The organism is Curtobacterium poinsettiae, from assembly GCF_047226435.1.
Lineage (GTDB): Bacteria > Actinomycetota > Actinomycetes > Actinomycetales > Microbacteriaceae > Curtobacterium > Curtobacterium poinsettiae.
This window is the reverse complement of the sequence record NZ_CP178434.1, coordinates 3,081,624-3,098,874: the sequence shown is the minus strand read 5'-3', so window position 1 is coordinate 3,098,874 and position 17,251 is coordinate 3,081,624. Positions and strand designations below refer to the sequence as shown.

The 17,251-nt window shown below is 71.1% G+C and carries 16 protein-coding genes and 1 tRNA gene; 13 read left to right on the top strand and 4 right to left on the bottom strand.

The window, feature by feature from the left end; genetic code table 11:
* The first annotated feature begins 106 nt into the window (after nucleotides 1-106).
* The 5 genes from galU to ACL00U_RS14550 all read left to right on the top strand — a co-directional run bounded on the left by galU (nucleotide 107) and on the right by ACL00U_RS14550 (nucleotide 4,164).
* Nucleotides 107-997 carry a UTP--glucose-1-phosphate uridylyltransferase GalU gene (gene galU, locus ACL00U_RS14570; protein WP_017887987.1) on the top strand — a complete coding sequence of 297 codons (891 nt, stop codon included), beginning with the start codon at nucleotides 107-109 and terminating at the stop codon, nucleotides 995-997.
* 87 nt (nucleotides 998-1,084) lie between these two features.
* Complete coding sequence (locus ACL00U_RS14565; RefSeq protein ID WP_017887986.1) at nucleotides 1,085-1,744, top strand: GNAT family N-acetyltransferase; 660 nt, start codon at nucleotides 1,085-1,087, stop codon at nucleotides 1,742-1,744.
* 118 nt (nucleotides 1,745-1,862) lie between these two features.
* Entirely contained in the window at nucleotides 1,863-2,972 is a 1,110-nt protein-coding gene (locus ACL00U_RS14560) for a hypothetical protein (protein WP_412873556.1), read from the top strand.
* 73 nt (nucleotides 2,973-3,045) lie between these two features.
* Nucleotides 3,046-3,121 (top strand) — tRNA-Ala (locus ACL00U_RS14555).
* A 215-nt stretch (nucleotides 3,122-3,336) separates the two neighbouring features.
* Nucleotides 3,337-4,164, top strand: a complete 828-nt coding sequence (locus ACL00U_RS14550; protein ID WP_017887984.1) for a hypothetical protein — start codon at nucleotides 3,337-3,339, stop codon at nucleotides 4,162-4,164.
* Nucleotides 4,165-4,281: 117 nt separating this feature from the next.
* Here ACL00U_RS14550 and ACL00U_RS14545 read toward each other — a convergent pair whose 3' ends face one another.
* A complete protein-coding gene (locus tag ACL00U_RS14545) occupies nucleotides 4,282-4,665 on the bottom strand; it encodes a hypothetical protein (RefSeq protein WP_017887983.1) in 384 nt (127 codons plus the stop codon).
* A gap of 107 nt (nucleotides 4,666-4,772) precedes the next feature.
* Between ACL00U_RS14545 and ACL00U_RS14540 the strand changes: the two genes are divergently transcribed.
* A complete protein-coding gene (locus ACL00U_RS14540) occupies nucleotides 4,773-5,822 on the top strand; it encodes an amidase domain-containing protein (RefSeq protein WP_194590069.1) in 1,050 nt (349 codons plus the stop codon).
* Between the two features lie 105 nt (nucleotides 5,823-5,927).
* Here the strand turns inward: ACL00U_RS14540 and ACL00U_RS14535 are convergent, their stop codons facing one another.
* Entirely contained in the window at nucleotides 5,928-7,157 is a 1,230-nt protein-coding gene (locus ACL00U_RS14535) for a hypothetical protein (protein ID WP_017887981.1), read from the bottom strand.
* A 150-nt stretch (nucleotides 7,158-7,307) separates the two neighbouring features.
* Nucleotides 7,308-9,170 carry a glycoside hydrolase family 2 protein gene (locus tag ACL00U_RS14530; protein ID WP_412873555.1) on the bottom strand — a complete coding sequence of 621 codons (1,863 nt, stop codon included), beginning with the start codon at nucleotides 9,168-9,170 and terminating at the stop codon, nucleotides 7,308-7,310.
* Between the two features lie 104 nt (nucleotides 9,171-9,274).
* On the opposite strand from ACL00U_RS14530, the gene ACL00U_RS14525 reads away from it, so the two are divergent.
* Entirely contained in the window at nucleotides 9,275-10,564 is a 1,290-nt protein-coding gene (locus ACL00U_RS14525) for a phosphotransferase (protein WP_042540041.1), read from the top strand.
* 76 nt (nucleotides 10,565-10,640) lie between these two features.
* Here ACL00U_RS14525 and ACL00U_RS14520 read toward each other — a convergent pair whose 3' ends face one another.
* Nucleotides 10,641-10,991 carry a DUF1844 domain-containing protein gene (locus ACL00U_RS14520; RefSeq protein ID WP_017887978.1) on the bottom strand — a complete coding sequence of 117 codons (351 nt, stop codon included), beginning with the start codon at nucleotides 10,989-10,991 and terminating at the stop codon, nucleotides 10,641-10,643.
* A 314-nt stretch (nucleotides 10,992-11,305) separates the two neighbouring features.
* Between ACL00U_RS14520 and infC the strand changes: the two genes are divergently transcribed.
* The 6 genes from infC to pheT all read left to right on the top strand — a co-directional run bounded on the left by infC (nucleotide 11,306) and on the right by pheT (nucleotide 17,189).
* Entirely contained in the window at nucleotides 11,306-11,980 is a 675-nt protein-coding gene (gene infC / locus ACL00U_RS14515; protein WP_017887977.1) for a translation initiation factor IF-3, read from the top strand.
* A gap of 60 nt (nucleotides 11,981-12,040) precedes the next feature.
* A complete protein-coding gene (rpmI, locus tag ACL00U_RS14510; RefSeq protein WP_017887976.1) occupies nucleotides 12,041-12,235 on the top strand; it encodes a 50S ribosomal protein L35 in 195 nt (64 codons plus the stop codon).
* 28 nt (nucleotides 12,236-12,263) lie between these two features.
* Nucleotides 12,264-12,647: a 50S ribosomal protein L20 gene (gene rplT, locus ACL00U_RS14505; protein ID WP_017887975.1), complete on the top strand. Its 384-nt coding sequence runs from the start codon at nucleotides 12,264-12,266 to the stop codon at nucleotides 12,645-12,647.
* A gap of 65 nt (nucleotides 12,648-12,712) precedes the next feature.
* On the top strand, nucleotides 12,713-13,564 hold the full coding sequence (locus ACL00U_RS14500) for a TrmH family RNA methyltransferase (protein WP_027466551.1): 852 nt from the start codon (nucleotides 12,713-12,715) through the stop codon (nucleotides 13,562-13,564).
* A 92-nt stretch (nucleotides 13,565-13,656) separates the two neighbouring features.
* Nucleotides 13,657-14,697, top strand: coding sequence for a phenylalanine--tRNA ligase subunit alpha (gene pheS, locus ACL00U_RS14495; protein ID WP_042540039.1), 1,041 nt, complete (start codon nucleotides 13,657-13,659; stop codon nucleotides 14,695-14,697).
* Nucleotides 14,697-17,189, top strand: a complete 2,493-nt coding sequence (gene pheT / locus ACL00U_RS14490; protein ID WP_412873554.1) for a phenylalanine--tRNA ligase subunit beta — start codon at nucleotides 14,697-14,699, stop codon at nucleotides 17,187-17,189. Before pheS ends, pheT begins: the two co-directional genes overlap by 1 nt.
* The last annotated feature ends 62 nt before the right edge of the window (nucleotides 17,190-17,251 follow it).

The window sequence follows — 17,251 nt, the reverse complement described above, 5'->3', positions numbered from 1 at the left end:
GTCTACCGAGGGGTGTCGTTGCGGCTTCCCGCCGGGAACGCGCGCACTCCCGTGTCCCCCGGAGCGACGACATGCCCTCGAAAGGGGGATCGGATACGGTCTGACCATGGGCTTCCAGATTTCGAAGGCGGTGATCCCGGCCGCAGGGCTGGGTACCCGCTTCCTCCCCGCGACCAAGGCGATGCCGAAGGAGATGCTCCCCGTCGTCGACAAGCCGGCCATCCAGTACGTGGTGGAAGAGGCTGTCGGTGCCGGGCTGACCGACGTGCTGATGATCACCGGGCGCAACAAGAACGCGCTCGAGAACCACTTCGACCACGTGTCGGAGCTCGAGGAGACCCTCCGCAAGAAGGGCGACCACGAGAAGCTGCAGAAGGTGAACCAGTCGACGGACCTCGCCGACATGCACTACGTGCGCCAGGGTGACCCGCTCGGCCTCGGCCACGCGGTGCTCCGCGCGAAGATGCACGTCGGCCGCGAGCCGTTCGCCGTGCTCCTCGGTGACGACATCATCGACGCCCGTGACCCGCTGCTCCAGCGCATGATCGAGGTCCAGGGCGAGAAGAACGCCACCATCGTGGCCCTGCTCGAGGTCCCCGAGTCGCAGACGCACCTGTACGGCATCGCCACGGTCGAGCCGACCGAGACCGACGACGTGGTGAAGATCACCGGCCTCGTCGAGAAGCCCCCGCAGGGCGAAGCGCCCTCGAACCTGGCCATCATCGGCCGCTACGTCATCCGTCCCGAGGTCTTCGACGTCCTCGAGAAGCAGGAGCCGGGCAAGGGCGGCGAGATCCAGCTGACCGACGCGCTCATGAAGATGGCGAGCGCCGAAGAGTGGACCGGCGGCGTGTACGGCGTCGTGTTCCGTGGACGCCGGTACGACACGGGTGACAAACTCGACTACATCAAGGCGATCGTGCAGCTCGCCTCGGACCGCGATGACCTCGGCCCCGACCTCAAGTCGTGGCTGAAGGAGTTCAACGCGGGCGAATAGTCGGCCATCCCGCTCGGGTCCGGTGATCACGGACCCGGGCGGGACACCCCGTCCCGCACCGGGGCGGGACCCCGGAGGAACCCAGCGATGACGACGATCCCGACCCTGTCCCACGGGCGGGTCACCATCCGGCCCCTCCGGCTCCGCGACACCCGCGACCTCGACGCGGCACTCGCGACGAACCGTTCGTGGCTCCGCACCTGGGAGGCCACGAACCCCTCCGGACACGTCTCCACCGACGTCCGTGGCAGCATCCGCGCGCTCCAGGCCAACGCCCGCGCGGGACTCGGTCTGCCGTTCGCGATGGAGCTCGACGGCCGCTTCGTCGGGCAGCTCAACGTCTCCGGCATCTCGTACGGCTCGCTCGCGAGCGCCTCGATCGGCTACTGGGTCGTCGAGGACGCCGCCGGCCACAACGTGACGCCGATCTCCGTCGCCCTCGCCGTCGACCACTGCTTCCGGTCGCTCGGCGTGCACCGGATCGAGATCTGCATCCGGCCGGAGAACGCCCCGAGCCTGCGGGTCGTCGAGAAGCTCGGCTTCCGGTACGAGGGGCTCCGTCGCCGCTACATCCACATCAACGGGGACTGGCGCGACCACTTCTGCTTCGCACTGGTGGCCGAAGAAGTCCGCGGTGGCGTCCTCGAGCGCTGGGTCCAGGGGCAGGTGCCCCCGGGCGTGGGGACCGTGCCGCTCGCCGCTCGCGACGAGGCCGCGATGCCGCTGGACACGACGCCGCGCATCTGACGCGCTGCACCTGACGGGCCTGGAGGCGCGGCGCACCTCCCACGGATTCCGCCCCGACACGCGCAACACGCGTCCGGCAATGACGGGGCCGGGGAACCGCCGCCCCTACCGTGTTCGCATGGCAGGAATCGGCTCGTGGGGTGGCGGCATCGTCCTGCTCGTCGCGGCCGTCCTCTGGCTCGTCTACCTGATGCCGTCGTGGGCCGCTCGTCGCCAGTACCTGGCCACCGAGCGGAACGCCATCCGGCTGCAGCAGACCCTCCGGATCCTCGCGCAGACCGCCGAGCTGCCGGACGAGGTCCGCATCGAGATGAACGCGAAGTCCCTGGCCCAGGCGCAGCGCGTCGCCCGGTCCGAAGAGGCCAAGCGCACCGCCATCGTCCGGGCCCACGAGGCCGCGCGGCAGCGTGAGATCACCCGCCGCCTCGCCGAGCAGGCCCCGGTGCTCGAGCGGGCATCCGCCGTGCCGGCCCTGACCGCGATGCGGATGCGCCGTTCCCGGCTCGGAGCGACCCTGTTCGGCACGCTCGGCATCGTCATCGCCCTCGTGGTCTTCATCGCATCGCCGTCGCTCTGGCTCGTCGGTGTCGCCGGCCTCGTCGCCGCCGGTGGGTCCGCAGCGGTCCTGGCCCAGCTGCACCAGGTGGCGACGGCGCGGAAGCAGCGTCTCGCGGCCGCCGAGACGGGCGCGATCCGCGCCTCCCGGCAGTCCACCGCGTGGACCGACCCAGCGCCGCCCCTGTCGACGGAACAGCCCGCTGTGCCCACGCAGGACCGCTCGTGGACCCCGAACCACGTGCCGAAGCCCCTCTACGTGGAGCGACCGGCCGCGCCGGCCGCGTCGCCCGAGTCGTCGGCCGAGCTCGCCGCCCGGTTGAAGGAGCGCGTCGCCGCGGCCAAGGCGGAAGCCGAGGCCGAAGCTGCGGCGATCCGTGCGGGCGAGTCGGACCCGTCGCTCGCCACCGTGTCCCGGATGCGTCCCGAGCTCGAAGAGGCGGCGGCGTCGCTGTCCGCGCACGACCAGGGGCGTCTCGCCGAGCGGCTCGGGCTCCGGGCCCCGGCCGCGTCCGCCGGCCTTGCCCCCGGCGCTCGTGCTCCAGCCGCTCCTGCTCCCACCGACGAGCCTGCCGGGCCGCCGAGCAAGTGGGCCGGCATGGGCGTCCTCGACGACGATGCGTACCAGCAGGCCGACCTCGACGCGATCATGCGACGGCGCCGCGCGGTCTGACCCGCGGCACGCCCGACGGGCCACGCGCGATTTCGGCTGGGCCGAACGAGGGTGCTAGTGTGGTCGAGCACTTGGGGCTATGGCGCAGTTGGTAGCGCGTCTCGTTCGCAATGAGAAGGTCAGGGGTTCGAATCCCCTTAGCTCCACCACGTGGCAACCACGAGAACGGCCCGGAACCGACAGGTTCCGGGCCGTTCTGTCGTTGCTGCGCGCGTGCGGTGAGACCTTCCTCCACAGGCCGAGCAACGGGGATCGTTCGACACAGTTCACGCACCGGGGTGGTGTGTTGTCCAACGCATCGCCCTAGACTCCCGGTGCGCCGCAGGGGCGTCGCCGGCCCACCGGGCCCGACCAGGGGGAGAGCATGTTCCGTATCAGTCGTCTCGTCGCGACCATCGCGACCACGGTGGTGGTGGCCGCCGGCATCGCGGTCGCCGGACCGTCCTCGGGTGCGTCCGCGGCGGTCACACCGCTGGGGGTCGACATCTCCTGGCCGCAGTGTGGCAGCCAGGTGCCGACCGACCAGGCGTTCGGCATCGTCGGGGTCAACGAGTCCCTCGGCAACACCACGAACCCGTGCCTCGCCGAACAGCTCGACTGGGCATCGAAGTCCGTCGGCGGTTCGGCCCAGCCGAAGACCCAGCTGTACGCGCTGTTCGCCAACCCGGGGCTCCAGGCCTCGGTCTGGCCGACGTCGAACAGCTACCAGGGCACGGTGCCCACCAACCCGTTCGGCACGTGCGTGACCAAGAGCGGCAAGAAGCAGCTCACCCTGGCCTGCTCGTTCATGTACGGCTACGCCCGCGGGTACGACGACGTCCAGAGCCGTGGGGTCCCGAACCCGTCCGCCTACCGCTGGTGGATCGACGTCGAGACGGGTCTGTCGTACCAGCGCGACACCGCGCAGAACCGTGCGGCGATGCAGGGCATGATCGTCGGGCTCAAGACCGCCGGCGTGAAGCGGATCGGCCTGTACTCGACCGGGTCACAGTGGAAGACCATCGCCGGCACCGTCAAGGCGAACAGCCCGCTGTACGGCCGCTCGAACTGGATCGCGCTCGGCAAGAGCACGGTGACGAAGGCACGGAAGGCGTGCTCCGGCACGCCGCTTCCCGGCGGCACCATCGCCATGGTCCAGGTCGAGGTGCCCTACGGCTCCGGCACCATCGACCGCAACGTCTCCTGCACCTGATCGACCTGACCTGACCTGACCTGACCTGACCTGACAGACGGGAGGCCCGGTGCCAGCTGGCAACGGGCCTCCCGTCCGTCCGAGGGTCGCGTCAGACCCATCGCCACCGCCCGATCGTCAGCCCGCGATGCTCTCGGTCAGCACGCCGGACTGCGCGAAGGTGGTGTGGATCGCGTTCGCGGCCTGCTCGAAGGCGCGGTTGCCGCGCGAGACGCCGAGCGCGCCGCCCTTGATCGCGGACTTGCCGGATCCGCGCAGCAGTCGGGCGACGGTGCGGCCGTCCGGGGCGATCATGATCTGCACGTCCAGGCGGGTGTGGAACGTGCGGTCGTTCGCCATGCCGCCGATGAGCAGCGTCAGGCCGAGGCTGCCGCGGGTCGCGCGGAGCGCACCCTGTTCGGCGTCGTCGACGGTGTAGCCCTCGTGGGCGAGCGCGTCGCGCACCTGGGCACGGGCGGTCTCGGGGTCGGTGGCGACGAAGAAGTCGTGGCTCTCGGGCATGTGTGTGTTCCTTCCGAACGGGTCCGCTGGGACACGGAGGACGCTCGTCCCCGGAGATGATCATGCCGTGTCGGAACGACGGAGGTGTCGCTTACGCTGGTCGTGTCATGACTGCCTCGATGAACCGCCGCGCACTCCTGTCCCTCGCCGGCGTCGCCGGGATCGGGTTCGCCGTTGCGGCGTGCTCCTCCGGCAGCGACAAGGGCGGCGACGGCGGCAGCGGCCGGGGCAGCTCCGGCGGCGGGGGCGGGACGACGTCCACCCCCGCGACGAAGCCCGTCGCGAAGGCCCTCGCCCCGGCGCAGGTCCCGCTCGCCGGTGGCGTCACGGTCACCGTCACGGGGACCGGGCTCGCCGCGGTCAAGGGCGTCACCGTCGGTGGTGTCGCTGCGCGCGACGTCGAGGCGACCGCGTCGAAGGTGACCTTCACGGCCCCGCACCAGGCGATGTACACCGCCGGTGACGCCGACGTCGCGCTCTTCACGTCGGCGATCGAGCCGAGCCCGTCCGCCAACCAGTCCTCGGACGGCAACGGCAGCGCCGCGAACGACGGGCAGAGCGGCGCCACCCAGGACACCGCGACCACCACGCCCACACCGACCGCCGCCCCCACACCGGACGTGGGCAGCGCCGTCGCGACGACCACCCTCGCGTACGCCGCACTGACCGACGTCGACCGGCAGCTCGCCTACGCGATGCGGTACTGGAAGGACTACAACCTCGCCGAGTACGGCACCATGAACCCGATCGGCGGCGACTGCGCGAACTACGTCAACCAGACGCTCATCGCCCGCGGCTGGAAGCAGCGGTCCGACTGGTACAACCGCGCGGCCGGCGCCGAGCACAGTGCGACGTGGACCTACTGCCCCACCATGGACCCGTGGCTCGAGACCAACGCGGCCGAGTTCGGTCTGACCCGGCGCTCGTCGGACGAGCGCGACAAGGTGCAGGTCGGCGACATCGTGTTCTTCGACTGGAACGCCAACGGCTCACCGGACCACACCACCATCGTGTCCGAGGTCTTCACCGAGTCCGACGGCACCATCCGCATCAAGTCGGCGAGCCACAACCAGGACGGCCCGTACCGCGACCTCGACGAGATGATCACGGTGCAGCATCCCGGTGGGACGGCCTGGTTCCACACGTTCGACGCGTAGCGCTGTCCAGGCCCGCACGACACCGGTGTTCGCGCGTCGCGCCGCGGTCTGCGCGTGTTCAACCGGCGAACACCGGTGTCTTGCAGAGCCGACGGACAGGCCCGCTCAGGGGTACCCGAGGAACCAGAGCAGCACGATCGCGACCGGCTGCAGGCACACCCCGACGACGAGCCACGTCACCGCCCGCCGCCGTGTCCCCACGAACACGTCCGACCCGAGCAGCGGCGCCATCGGCATGAGCAACCGCGGCAACGACTGCTGCGGCAGGAACACGGCCACCAGGTACAGCCCGTACGAGGCCGTGAACGCGAGCACGTCGGTGCCCAGGGCCCGGGTGCTCCTGCGCGAGATGAACCACACGGCGCCGGCGAGCACCACCACGACGAGCCCGATGCCGAGCGGCCCGAGCCACGTCGACGCCATGATGAACCACGGCGTCAGCGGCGCGAAGTGCTGCCGGCCGACGAACCCCACCCACCACGACAACTCGGTGTCCAGGTAGGCGTCCGGCCGCCCCGTCACGGCGGTCGCGATGACGGGCCACGCCAGGCCCGCAGCCGCGACGACCAGGCCGGTCACCACGATCGCGATCCGATCGCGCCACGGGAACACCTCGGCGGCTCGCCCGGACCGGCGCGCTCCGACCCACCGCACCACCAGGTGCACGGCCAGTGCCAGTGCCAGCGCCAGGACCCCGGGCTTCGTGAACGCGGCCACGACACCGAGCGGCGCGATCAGCCAGTACCGTCGCCGCACCAGGGCCAGCAGTGCGCCGAACAGCAGCACGAGCAGCAGGCTCTCGGCGTAGGCGACCTGCAGCAGGAAGCCCGTCGGCGCGAACGCGAACAGCGCGGTCGCCCAGCGGGCACGGTGTGCGCTGCCGACGGCGAGCACCAGCCGGTACAGCAGCACGCACGCGCCGGCTCCGGCGATCGAGGCGACGACGACTCCGGCGACCCAGAACGAGGCGCCGGTCAGCGTCATCAGGATCCGCACGACCGTGGGGAACACGGGCAGGAACGCCCACGCGTTCGGCAGGACGTGCCCGGCGTCGTCGACGGGCAGCGTCTCCGGGTACCCGTGCTCGGCGATGATCCGGTAGAACGAGGCGTCCCACGACCCCGAGAACGTGAAGAACGACGGGTCGCGTCGGTACGAGGCGAACGGCCAGCCGTTCGCGGTCGCCAGCAGGTACACGGTCGCCAGCAGCACGGTGCTCACCACCCGGGAGCCCATCCAGAGCAGCAGCGGCGCGGTCCACGCGCTGTGCCGTCCGGTCAGCAGGTTGCGGAACCCCCGCCTGGAGGCCCGGCTCGCTTCGGCCACGTTCGTCACCCGCCCGATCCTCCCAGACCGTGGGCCGCGCCCCGCATCGCGGGTCGCCACCCGCCCGGCGCGAGGCGACCCGTGTGCGTCGTGAGCAGCGGTGGTCGGGTCCGTCTGCCGGAGGTGACCACCGCTGCTCAGGGGGTGTGGGCCTCCCGGCTAGCGCTCCGTGACCGCGCGACGGATCTGCTCGATCGGGACCTTCGGGGAACGGTCTGCGTTGAGCAGGCCGTTCGTCTCCTGCACGGTGTCGGTGAGCTGCGTCCAGCAGGACCCGGCGAGGAACGAGCTCGCACGGACCGCGTCGTACAGCGCGGTGATGCGGGAGACCCAGTCGTCGCCGTCCGTGGCCGACGTGTACCCCCAGCCGTCCTCGCGCTGGACGCCCGGCTGGTAGTTCACGCCGCCGAACTCGGTGAGCATGACCGGCTGGCCGAGGTCCTCGGCGCCACCGACCAGGATGCGGCGGTCCGCCGGGCCGATCCCACCGAGCAGCCGGGTCCGTGCGGTCTCGTCCGCGTAGGTCGCTGCGAGCCGGGGTCCGTCACCCTCGTAGTCGTGGATCGTGACGATGTCGGAGTTCGTGTGCTCCCACCCGTCGTTCGAGATCACCGGACGCGTCGGGTCGAGTGCCCGCGTGACGTCGGCGAGGGCCCGGGCGTAGGCCTGCTGGGCCGGGTCGGTGGCGATGTGCTGCACACCCCAGCTCTCGTTGACGGGCACCCACGTGACGATCGACGGGTGCGAGGCGTCACGCTCGACGGCGTCCATCCACTCACGCACCAGTCGCTGCACGGCGCGGGGGGAGAACGCGTAGGCGCCGGGGGCCTCGCCCCACACCATGAGTCCGAGTCGGTCGGCCCAGTACAGGAACCGCGGGTCCTCGATCTTCTGGTGGTTGCGGGCTGCGTTGAAGCCGAGCTCCTTGATGAGTTCGACCTCGCGGCGGAGTGCCCGGCGGGACGGGGCGGCGATGTGCGATTCGGGCCAGTAGCCCTGGTTCAGGACGCTGCGGACCTCGTGGCGTCGGCCGTTGAGCAGGAACGCGCCGCCGTCGACCCCGACCGTCCGGATCCCGAAGTAGCTGGCGACGGCGTCGAACGGCGTCGCCCCGGTACGGGGGAGCAGCGAGACCGTCGCGTCGACCAGGCGTGGGGCGTCCGGGGTCCAGTGCAGCTCGTCCTCGGCCTGCCCGTTCGTCTGCCGCGCGATCGGGACGACCACGTCGAACTCGTCCCCGGTCTCGCCGACGGTGGTCTCGATCGTGGCGAGGTGCTCGTCGCGTTCGTCCCAGCGGGCCTCGACGCGCAGGCGCTCGCCGCCGGTGCGGTGCCCGTCGAGCCGGACCGTCAGGCGCATGGTCGCGTGGTCGACGTTCGTCCAGCGCAGGGACGCGATCGAGACGGTCGGCACGGCCTCGAGCCAGACCGTCTGCCAGATCCCGGTGGTGCGGCGGTACCAGATCGCGTGCGGGTCCTCGTGCCAGTCCTGCTTGCCGCGCGGCTGGGTCAGGTCGTGCGGGTCGTCCTCGGCGCGGACCACCAGGGTGTGCACGGCGTCGGGGTCCGTGACCAGCGCCTCGGTCACGTCGAAGGAGAACGGCGTGTGGCCGCCCTCGTGCTCGCCGATGAACTGCCCGTCGACCCAGACGCGGGCACGGTGGTCGACGGCACCGAAGTGCAGCACGAGTCGAGGCGCGCCGGTGCCGAACCCGGCGGCGTCGAGCTCCGAGCGGGTGATCGCACGGGAGTACCAGACCACGGGGTGGAATCCGGGCTCGTCGATGCCCGAGGCCGGGGACTCGGGCGGGAACGGGACGACGATGTCCCGGGCGTCGGTGAAGCCGGTGCGCCAGGCGTCGTCGTCGCCGTCGTTCCGGAACGACCACGTGCCGTCGAGGTCGGCCCAGGCGGTGCGGAGCATCTGCGGCCGGGGGTACGTGCCGTCCTGCCGCGAAGCGAGGGGGAGGCCGGGGGCGGAAGCGGAGTCAGGTGCGGCCACGGTGCCGTCGAGCGTGCTCATACCTCCATGTTCCCGGTTCGGTACATCGTTGTAAAGGGCACGCCGCCCGCCGTCGCGCCGAGGACTCGGCACCTCGCCAGCCCCCGGCGCGTAGGTTCCGCTGCATGAGCGACGGAGCACCCAGCGCCCCCGACACCACCGCCCCCGACACCCGCACGCCGAGCGACCACGACCTCGAGTCCTGGATCGCCGACCGTCGCTGGTACGCCTCGAAGGGGTCCGTGCCGCGTCTCCGCACCATCTCGACCGACGACGGGACCCGCCTGGTGCTCGACGAGGCCCCCGCGGTCCCCGTGCTCTACCAGGCACCGATCACGAGCGGCCCCGACGGCACGGTCGTCGACGCCACCACCGACCTCGCGTGGGTGTCGGCGCTCGCCGCACGCATCGACGCTGCGCCGGAGTGCCTCAGCCCGATCGGCCGGGTCACCGCGGCCCGCGTCCTGACGGGCGAGCAGTCCAACACCTCGGTCATCTGCGACACGGAGTCCGGCGATCGCGTCATCATCAAGGTCTTCCGCGTGCTGCACCACGGCGACAACCCCGACGTGACCACGCAGCTCGCCCTCACCGCGGCGGGCAGCACCCGCGTGCCCCGGGTCTACGGGGCCCTCCGCGCCGACTGGCCCGACGTCGGCCGCCCGGACGGCGCCGCGACCGGCCACCTCGCCTTCGCCCAGGAGTTCCTGCCCGGGCTCGACGACGCCTGGCGCGTCGCCCTGCAGGAAGCCCAGGCCGGCACGCCGTTCGGGGACCGAGCCGAGCAGCTCGGCACCGCGCTCGCCGACGTGCACCGCACCCTGGCCGGAGCGCTGCCGACCGAGCCGGCCGACGGGTCACGACGCGCCACCGCAGTCGCCACGATGCACACCCGACTCGACACCGCCGCCCGCGAGGCCCCCGCCGTCGCCGACCACGCCGACGCGATCCGTGCGGTCTACGCCCGGGCAGCCGACGCGATCTGGCCGGACCTGCAGCGCATCCACGGCGACCTGCACCTCGGGCAGGTCCTGGCGGCTCCGGATCCCCGCGGGTGGGTCTTCCTCGACTTCGAGGGCGAACCGCTCCGCCCCCTCGACGAACGGTCGCTGCCGGACGTCACCCTGCGCGACGTCGCGGGCATGCTCCGCTCGTTCGACTACGTCGCCGGTGCCCTGGCGCACGACGCCGAGCCGGTCGACGCGTCAGCCTGGGCAGCCGAGGCGCGAGCGCGCTTCCTCGACGGCTACCAGCGCGGCACCGGCGCGGACCTCGCCGGCCACAGTGCGCTGCTCGACGCCTTCGAGCTCGACAAGGCGGTCTACGAGGTCGTCTACGAGACCCGCAACCGACCCGACTGGGTCGGCATCCCGCTGGCGGCCGTCGCGCGCCTGGTCGGCGACAGCGGGTCCTGACCGCGACCCACGAACGAACAGGAGGCCCGTGGCGACACCGCCACGGGCCTCCTGTCCGTCACCGGGTGACGCCCGTCTAGTTGACGGGTCCCGTGTACTTCTCGCCCGGCCCGGCGCCGATCGCGTCCGGGATCGCCGACGCCTCGCGGAAGGCGAGCTGCAGCGACCGCAGCCCGTCGCGGAGCGGGCGGGCGTGGTGGTCGCCGATCTCGGTCGCGGCGGCGGTGACCAGACCGGCCAGCGCGGTGATGAGCTTCCGTGCCTCGTCCAGGTCGGTCTGCTGCTGCGGGTCGTCGGCCAGGCCGACCTTCACGGCCGCGGCACTGAGCAGGTGCACCGCAACGGTGTTGATGAGTTCGACCGCCGGCACCTCCGCGATGTCCCTGGCGGCGTCGATGCCGGTGTCGTCGATCGGGGTGTCGCTCACGGTGCTCCTCTGCTAGGCTTGCTCGCGGCAGATGCTGTCCGTGTGCCATCAGTTCTCTTGACATCAGTTCTCCTGACGTCACGAACCCTGACAACTCCCGGACGGTGTCACGAAAGAGGAGTCTCTCCCACCCGCGGCCGCGTTCCACCAGGCTACCGGGTCACCACCGCTCCGCGAGTGCACGTGTTGCGCTCGTCGGTCGGATCCCACGGATCCGATGCAGGGCGGCTGCCGAACGGGTCGACATCCCGTGCGTCAGATCTCCTCTCTCGTGCTGTCGTCCAGGGCAAACGCCCCGGACGGCCACCACCTGATTGAAGGAGCTCCGCATCACCGATCCCCGTACCAACGACCGAATCCGCGTTCCCGAAGTCCGACTCGTCGGTCCGCAGGGTGAGCAGGTCGGCGTTGTCCCGATCGCCATGGCCCTGCGTCTCGCGCAGGAAGCCGAACTGGATCTGGTCGAGGTCGCGCCGAACTCGAAGCCGCCCGTGGCCAAGATCATGGACTACGGCAAGTTCAAGTACGAAGCCGCTCAGAAGGCCAAGGAAGCCCGTCGCAACCAGGTGAACACGGACCTGAAAGAGGTCCGTTTCCGCCTGAAGATCGACGTGCACGACTACGAGACGAAGCGCAAGCGCGCCGAGGGGTTCCTCCTCGGTGGCGACAAGGTGAAGGCGATGATCCTCTTCCGTGGCCGCGAGCAGTCGCGTCCTGAGCAGGGTGTCCGTCTCCTCCACAAGTTCGCGGAAGAGATCGCCGAGTTCGGCGTCGTCGAGTCGCGTCCGACCCAGGACGGCCGCAACATGACGATGATCATCGCCCCGCTCAAGAACAAGTCCGACGTCAAGGGCGAGCAGAACGCCAAGCGTGCTGCACAGAAGGCCGAGCGTCGTGCCACCGAGCACGCCGCGAAGGGCAAGGACGAGGCCGAGGCCGGTTCCACGTCCGAGGCAGCTGCGGAATCCACGGACTCCGCGGCCGAATAGGTCCCCGGACCGAACCCGCAACGACGCGGCCCCCCATCCATCCCACGGAAAGGCACCACCATGCCCAAGCAGAAGACCCACTCCGGGTCGAAGAAGCGCTTCAAGGTCACCGGTACCGGCAAGATCATGAAGCAGCAGGCCGGTATGCGTCACAACCTCGAGGTCAAGAGCTCCAAGCGCAAGGCCCGCCTGAACGAGGACCAGGTCCTCTCCAAGGGTGACGCGAAGAACGTCAAGAAGCTCCTCGGCCACTGAGCCCCGCAGATCGTAAAGGAATAGTGCAATGGCACGAGTAAAGAGAGCGGTCAACGCCGCCAAGAAGCGCCGCGTCATCCTCGAACGCGCCGAGGGCTACCGCGGCCAGCGTTCGCGTCTGTACCGCAAGGCCAAGGAGCAGGTCACCCACTCCCTCGTCTACGCGTACCGCGACCGTCACGCGAAGAAGGGCGAGTTCCGTCGCCTCTGGATCCAGCGCATCAACGCTGCGTCCCGTGCGAACGGCCTGACCTACAACCGCCTCATCCAGGGTCTCAACCTGGCCGGCGTCGAGGTCGACCGTCGCATCCTCGCCGACCTCGCGGTGAACAACCCCGAGACCTTCACCGCGCTCGTCGAGACCGCGAAGAAGGCCCTCCCGGCCGACACCTCGGCCCCGAAGGCTGCGTAGTCAGTTCTTCTGCTCGCGAAACCCCCGTCGCACGGCGGGGGTTTCGTCGTTCCTAGACTTGGGTCGTGAGCGATCTCCTCGAGAACCCCCGTGCCGGACGCGTGAAGGCCGTTGCGGCCCTGGCCAAGAAGGACGTCCGGGCCGAGACCGGCCTGTTCCTGCTGGAAGGACCCCAAGCGGTCCGCGAAGCGCTGGAGTACGCGCCGGAGCTCCTGCGCGAGCTGTACGTGACCCCCACCGCCGCAGCCCGCTACGGGCTGGACGACGCGCCGGTGGACACGTGGTTCGTGACCGAGCAGGTGCTCGACGCGATGGCGGACACCGTCACCCCGCAGGGCGTGGTCGCGGTGTGCCAGCAGTTCCCGACGTCGGTGAAGGACGTCTTCCCGGACCGCGCTGCGGCTGCCGCCGACGCGGAGGCCCGTGATGCGTCCGACGAGCAGGCCGCGTTGCCCGGACTGGTCGCCATCCTCGAAGAGGTGCGGGACCCGGGGAACGCCGGCACGATCATCCGCGCCGCTGACGCGGCCGGAGCCGATGCGGTGGTGCTGACCGGCCGGTCGGTGGACCCGTACAACCCGAAGGTCGTCCGGTCGACGACCGGGTCCCTGTTCCACGTGCCGGTGTCGGTGGGTGTCACGCTGGCGGACACGATCGAGCGGGCGAAGGCCCTCGGCTACACGGTGCTCGCCGCCGACGTCTCCGGCGACGACCTGCCGGTGGTGCGCGCCGAGGGGATGCTCGACGGTCCGACCGCGTGGGTCTTCGGCAACGAGGCACGCGGGCTCACCGCCGACGACCTGGCGCTCGTCGACCGGGCAGTCAAGGTGCCGATCTACGGGCAGGCGGAGTCGATGAACCTCGCCACGGCGGCGTCGGTGTGCCTGTACGAGTCGGCCTTCGCGCTCCGGAGCTGACGCTTCTCCACAGACCGGTCGTCGGCGTCGGCCATCCACCGTCCGCTCGGTGCAGGTGGGTGGTATCCCGACGGCCGGTAGGCTTGGGTCTCGTGTCAGAACCTCTCGAGATCAGCGAATCGGCCGTCGCCGACGCGGTGGACGCGGCCCTCGCCGCCGTCCGTGCCACGACGACGGTCGCCGAACTGAAGCAGGCCAGGGCCGAGCACACCGGTGAGCAGTCACCGTTGGCGCGGATGAACGCATCGATGCGCAGTGTGCCGCCGGAACAGAAGGCCGCGGCGGGCAAGCTCGTCGGGCAGGCCCGTGGGCGGGTGAACGCGGCGATCGCCGAGCAGGAATCCGTCCTCGCGGTGGCCGAGGAACGCGCACGGCTCGAAGCCGAACGCGTCGACGTCACCGCGTTGCCGACCCACCGCGCCACCGGCTCCCGCCACCCGCTCTCGCTGCTGAACGAAGCCGTCGCCGACATCTTCGTCGGCATGGGGTGGGAAGTCGCAGAAGGCCCGGAGCTCGAGCACGAGTGGTTCAACTTCGACGCGCTGAACTTCGACCAGGACCACCCCGCCCGGGCCATGGCGGACACGATCTTCGTCGAGCCCGTCGACCGGCACCTGGTCATGCGGACCCACACCTCGCCGGTGCAGGTGCGGTCGCTGCTGTCGCGCGACCTCCCGCTGTACGTCATCGCGCCCGGACGCGTCTACCGTGCCGACGAGCTCGACGCCACGCACCTGCCGGTCTTCACCCAGGTCGAGGGCATCGCGATCGACAAGGGCCTGACGATGGCGCACCTGCGCGGCACGCTCGAGCACTTCGCCCGGCAGATGTTCGGCGCCGAGGCGCAGATCCGCCTCCGCCCGAACTACTTCCCGTTCACCGAGCCCAGTGCCGAGATGGACGTCTGGCAGCCGAACGCCAAGGGTGGCGCACGGTGGGTCGAGTGGGGTGGCTGCGGCATGGTCAACCCCAACGTCCTGCGTGCCGCCGGGATCGACCCGGACGAGTACCAGGGCTTCGCGTTCGGCATGGGCATCGAGCGGACGCTGCAGTTCCGCAACGGCCTGAACGACATGCGTGACTTCCTCGAGGGCGACATCCGCTTCTCGCAGCAGTTCGGAACGGTGGTCTGATGCGCGTCCCACTCCGTTGGCTCGGTGAGTCCGTCGACCTCCCCGACGACGTCACCCTCGAGCACGTCCACGCGGCGCTCGTGTCGGTCGGCTTCGAGGAAGAGGACGTCCACACCTTCGACCTGACCGGCCCCGTCGTGGTCGGTCGGGTGCTCGAGCGCGTCCCCGAGCCGCAGAAGAACGGCAAGACCATCAACTGGTGCCAGGTGGACGTCGGCGAAGCCGAGCCCCGCGGCATCGTCTGCGGCGCGCACAACTTCGACGTCGGCGACCTCGTCGTCGTCACGCTGCCCGGTGCGGTCCTGCCCGGGCCGTTCCCGATCGCCGCCCGCAAGACCTACGGACACGTGTCCGACGGCATGATCGCCTCGGCGCGCGAGCTCGGGCTCGGCGACGAGCACGACGGCATCCTGCGCTTCGCCGACCTCGGCATGGAGCCAACCGTGGGCGCCGACGCGATCGCGCTCCTCGGCCTCGACGACGCCGCGGTCGAGATCAACGTCACGCCCGACCGTGGGTACGTGCTGAGCATGCGCGGGGTCGCTCGTGAGTACGCGCACGCCACCGGAGCCAGCTTCCACGACCCCGTCGAGCGCATCGCGCCGCGTGCGGCCGAGGGCTTCCGGGTCACGATCGACGACCAGGCTCCGGTCCGGGGTCGGGTCGGCGCCTCCACGTTCGTCACGCGCGTCGTGCGCGGGATCGACCCGGCAGCGAAGACACCCTCCTGGATGGTGTCGCGCCTGTCGCTGGCCGGGGTGCGTTCGATCTCCCTGCCCGTCGACATCACGAACTACGTCATGTTCGAGCTCGGCCAACCGCTGCACGGCTACGACCTGCAGACGATCGCGGGGGGCCTCGGCGTCCGCCGGGCGAACGCCGCTGAGACGCTCGAGACTCTCGACGGCACCGTCCGGGAGCTCGACCCCGAAGACCTCGTGATCACCGACGACGACGGTCCCGTCGGGCTCGCCGGCGTCATGGGCGGGGCCCGCACCGAGATCTCGGCGAGCACGACGGACATCCTGATCGAGGCCGCCGGGTTCGACCAGGTCTCGATCGCCCGCACCGCTCGTCGGCACAAGCTGCCCAGTGAGGCATCCCGTCGCTTCGAGCGCGGGGTCGACCCGCTGGTGGCCGAGGCCGCGGCGAACCGCGCCGTCGAGCTCCTCGTCGAGCTCGCCGGCGGCACCGCCGACCCCCTCGGGTCCACGCTCGTCGACAGCGACCCGCGGCCGACCGTCACGATGCGGGTCTCCCGCCCGGCCGAGCTCGTCGGCGTCGACTACACCGACGCCGAGGTCATCGAGACGCTCCGTGCGATCGGCGCCACGGTCGAGTCCGACGGCGAGCAGCTCGCGGTCACCCCGCCCACCTGGCGCCCTGACCTGACCGACGACACCACGCTGGTCGAAGAGGTCGCGCGCATCGTCGGCTACGACCGCATCCCGAGCGTCCTGCCCGTCGCCCCGCCCGGCCGGGGGCTGACCCGGCACCAGCAGGCACGTCGTCGGGTGGCCTCGGCGCTGGCCGCGGCGGGCCTGACGGAGGTCGTCACGGCCCCGTTCGTCTCGGCCGCCACGCAGGACGACTACCCGGGGATCGACCCGCAGGGCGGACCGAGCGTCGTGCTCGCCAACGCCCTGGACAGCGAGCAGAACCTGCTGCGCCGCAGCGGCGTCCCGGCCCTGGTCGACGCCGCCCGCCGCAACGTCTCGCGCGGGCTCGTCGACGTCGCCCTGTACGAGACGTCCCGGGTGTTCCTGCCGGTGACGGGCGTGACGCTCGGCACCGACGAGGTCCCGGCGGGCGCCGTCCGGCCCGACCGTGCGATGCTCGAAGCACTGGACGCCTCGCTGCCGGCCCAGCCCTTCCACGTCGCCGCACTGTTCACCGGCCACCGCGTCGTCAAGCAGCCCGGCGCCACCGCGGAACCGTTCGGCATCGCCGACGCCATCGACACGGCCCGCCAGGTCGCGTGGGCCGTCGGTGTGGAACTGACCGTCGCGCAGACCACCCACCCGTCGCTGCACCCGGGTCGCGCCGCGTCCCTGCTCGTCGACGGCACGGTGGTCGGCGTCGCCGGGGAACTCCTGCCCGGACTGGCCGAGGCCGCCGTCCTGCCCCGCGTGGTGGCGGTCGTCGAGCTCGACCTCGACGCGCTCGTCGCCGCAGCCCCGGAACTCGTCGCGGTCGCGCCGATCGTCTCCTACCCGGCAGCCACGCAGGACCTCTCCCTGGTCGTCGACGCCGGGGTACCGGCCGGCGAGGTGCTGGATGCGGTGCGCTCTGGCGCCGGAGACCTGTTGGAGTATGCTCGGCTCGTGGATGACTACCGGGGCTCCGGCGTGGACGAGGGACAGAAGTCCCTGACGTTCGCCCTGCGCTTCCGTGCCACGGACCGCACGCTGACCGCTGCCGAGGCCACCGAGGCCCGTGACGGCGCTGTCCGACGTGCCGGCGAGCGATTCGGGGCGACCCTGCGCGACTGACCCACACGGGATCAGCACCGCCCGGGGTCGCCGCCTCCGACTCTCTCGACGACCAGTCCGAC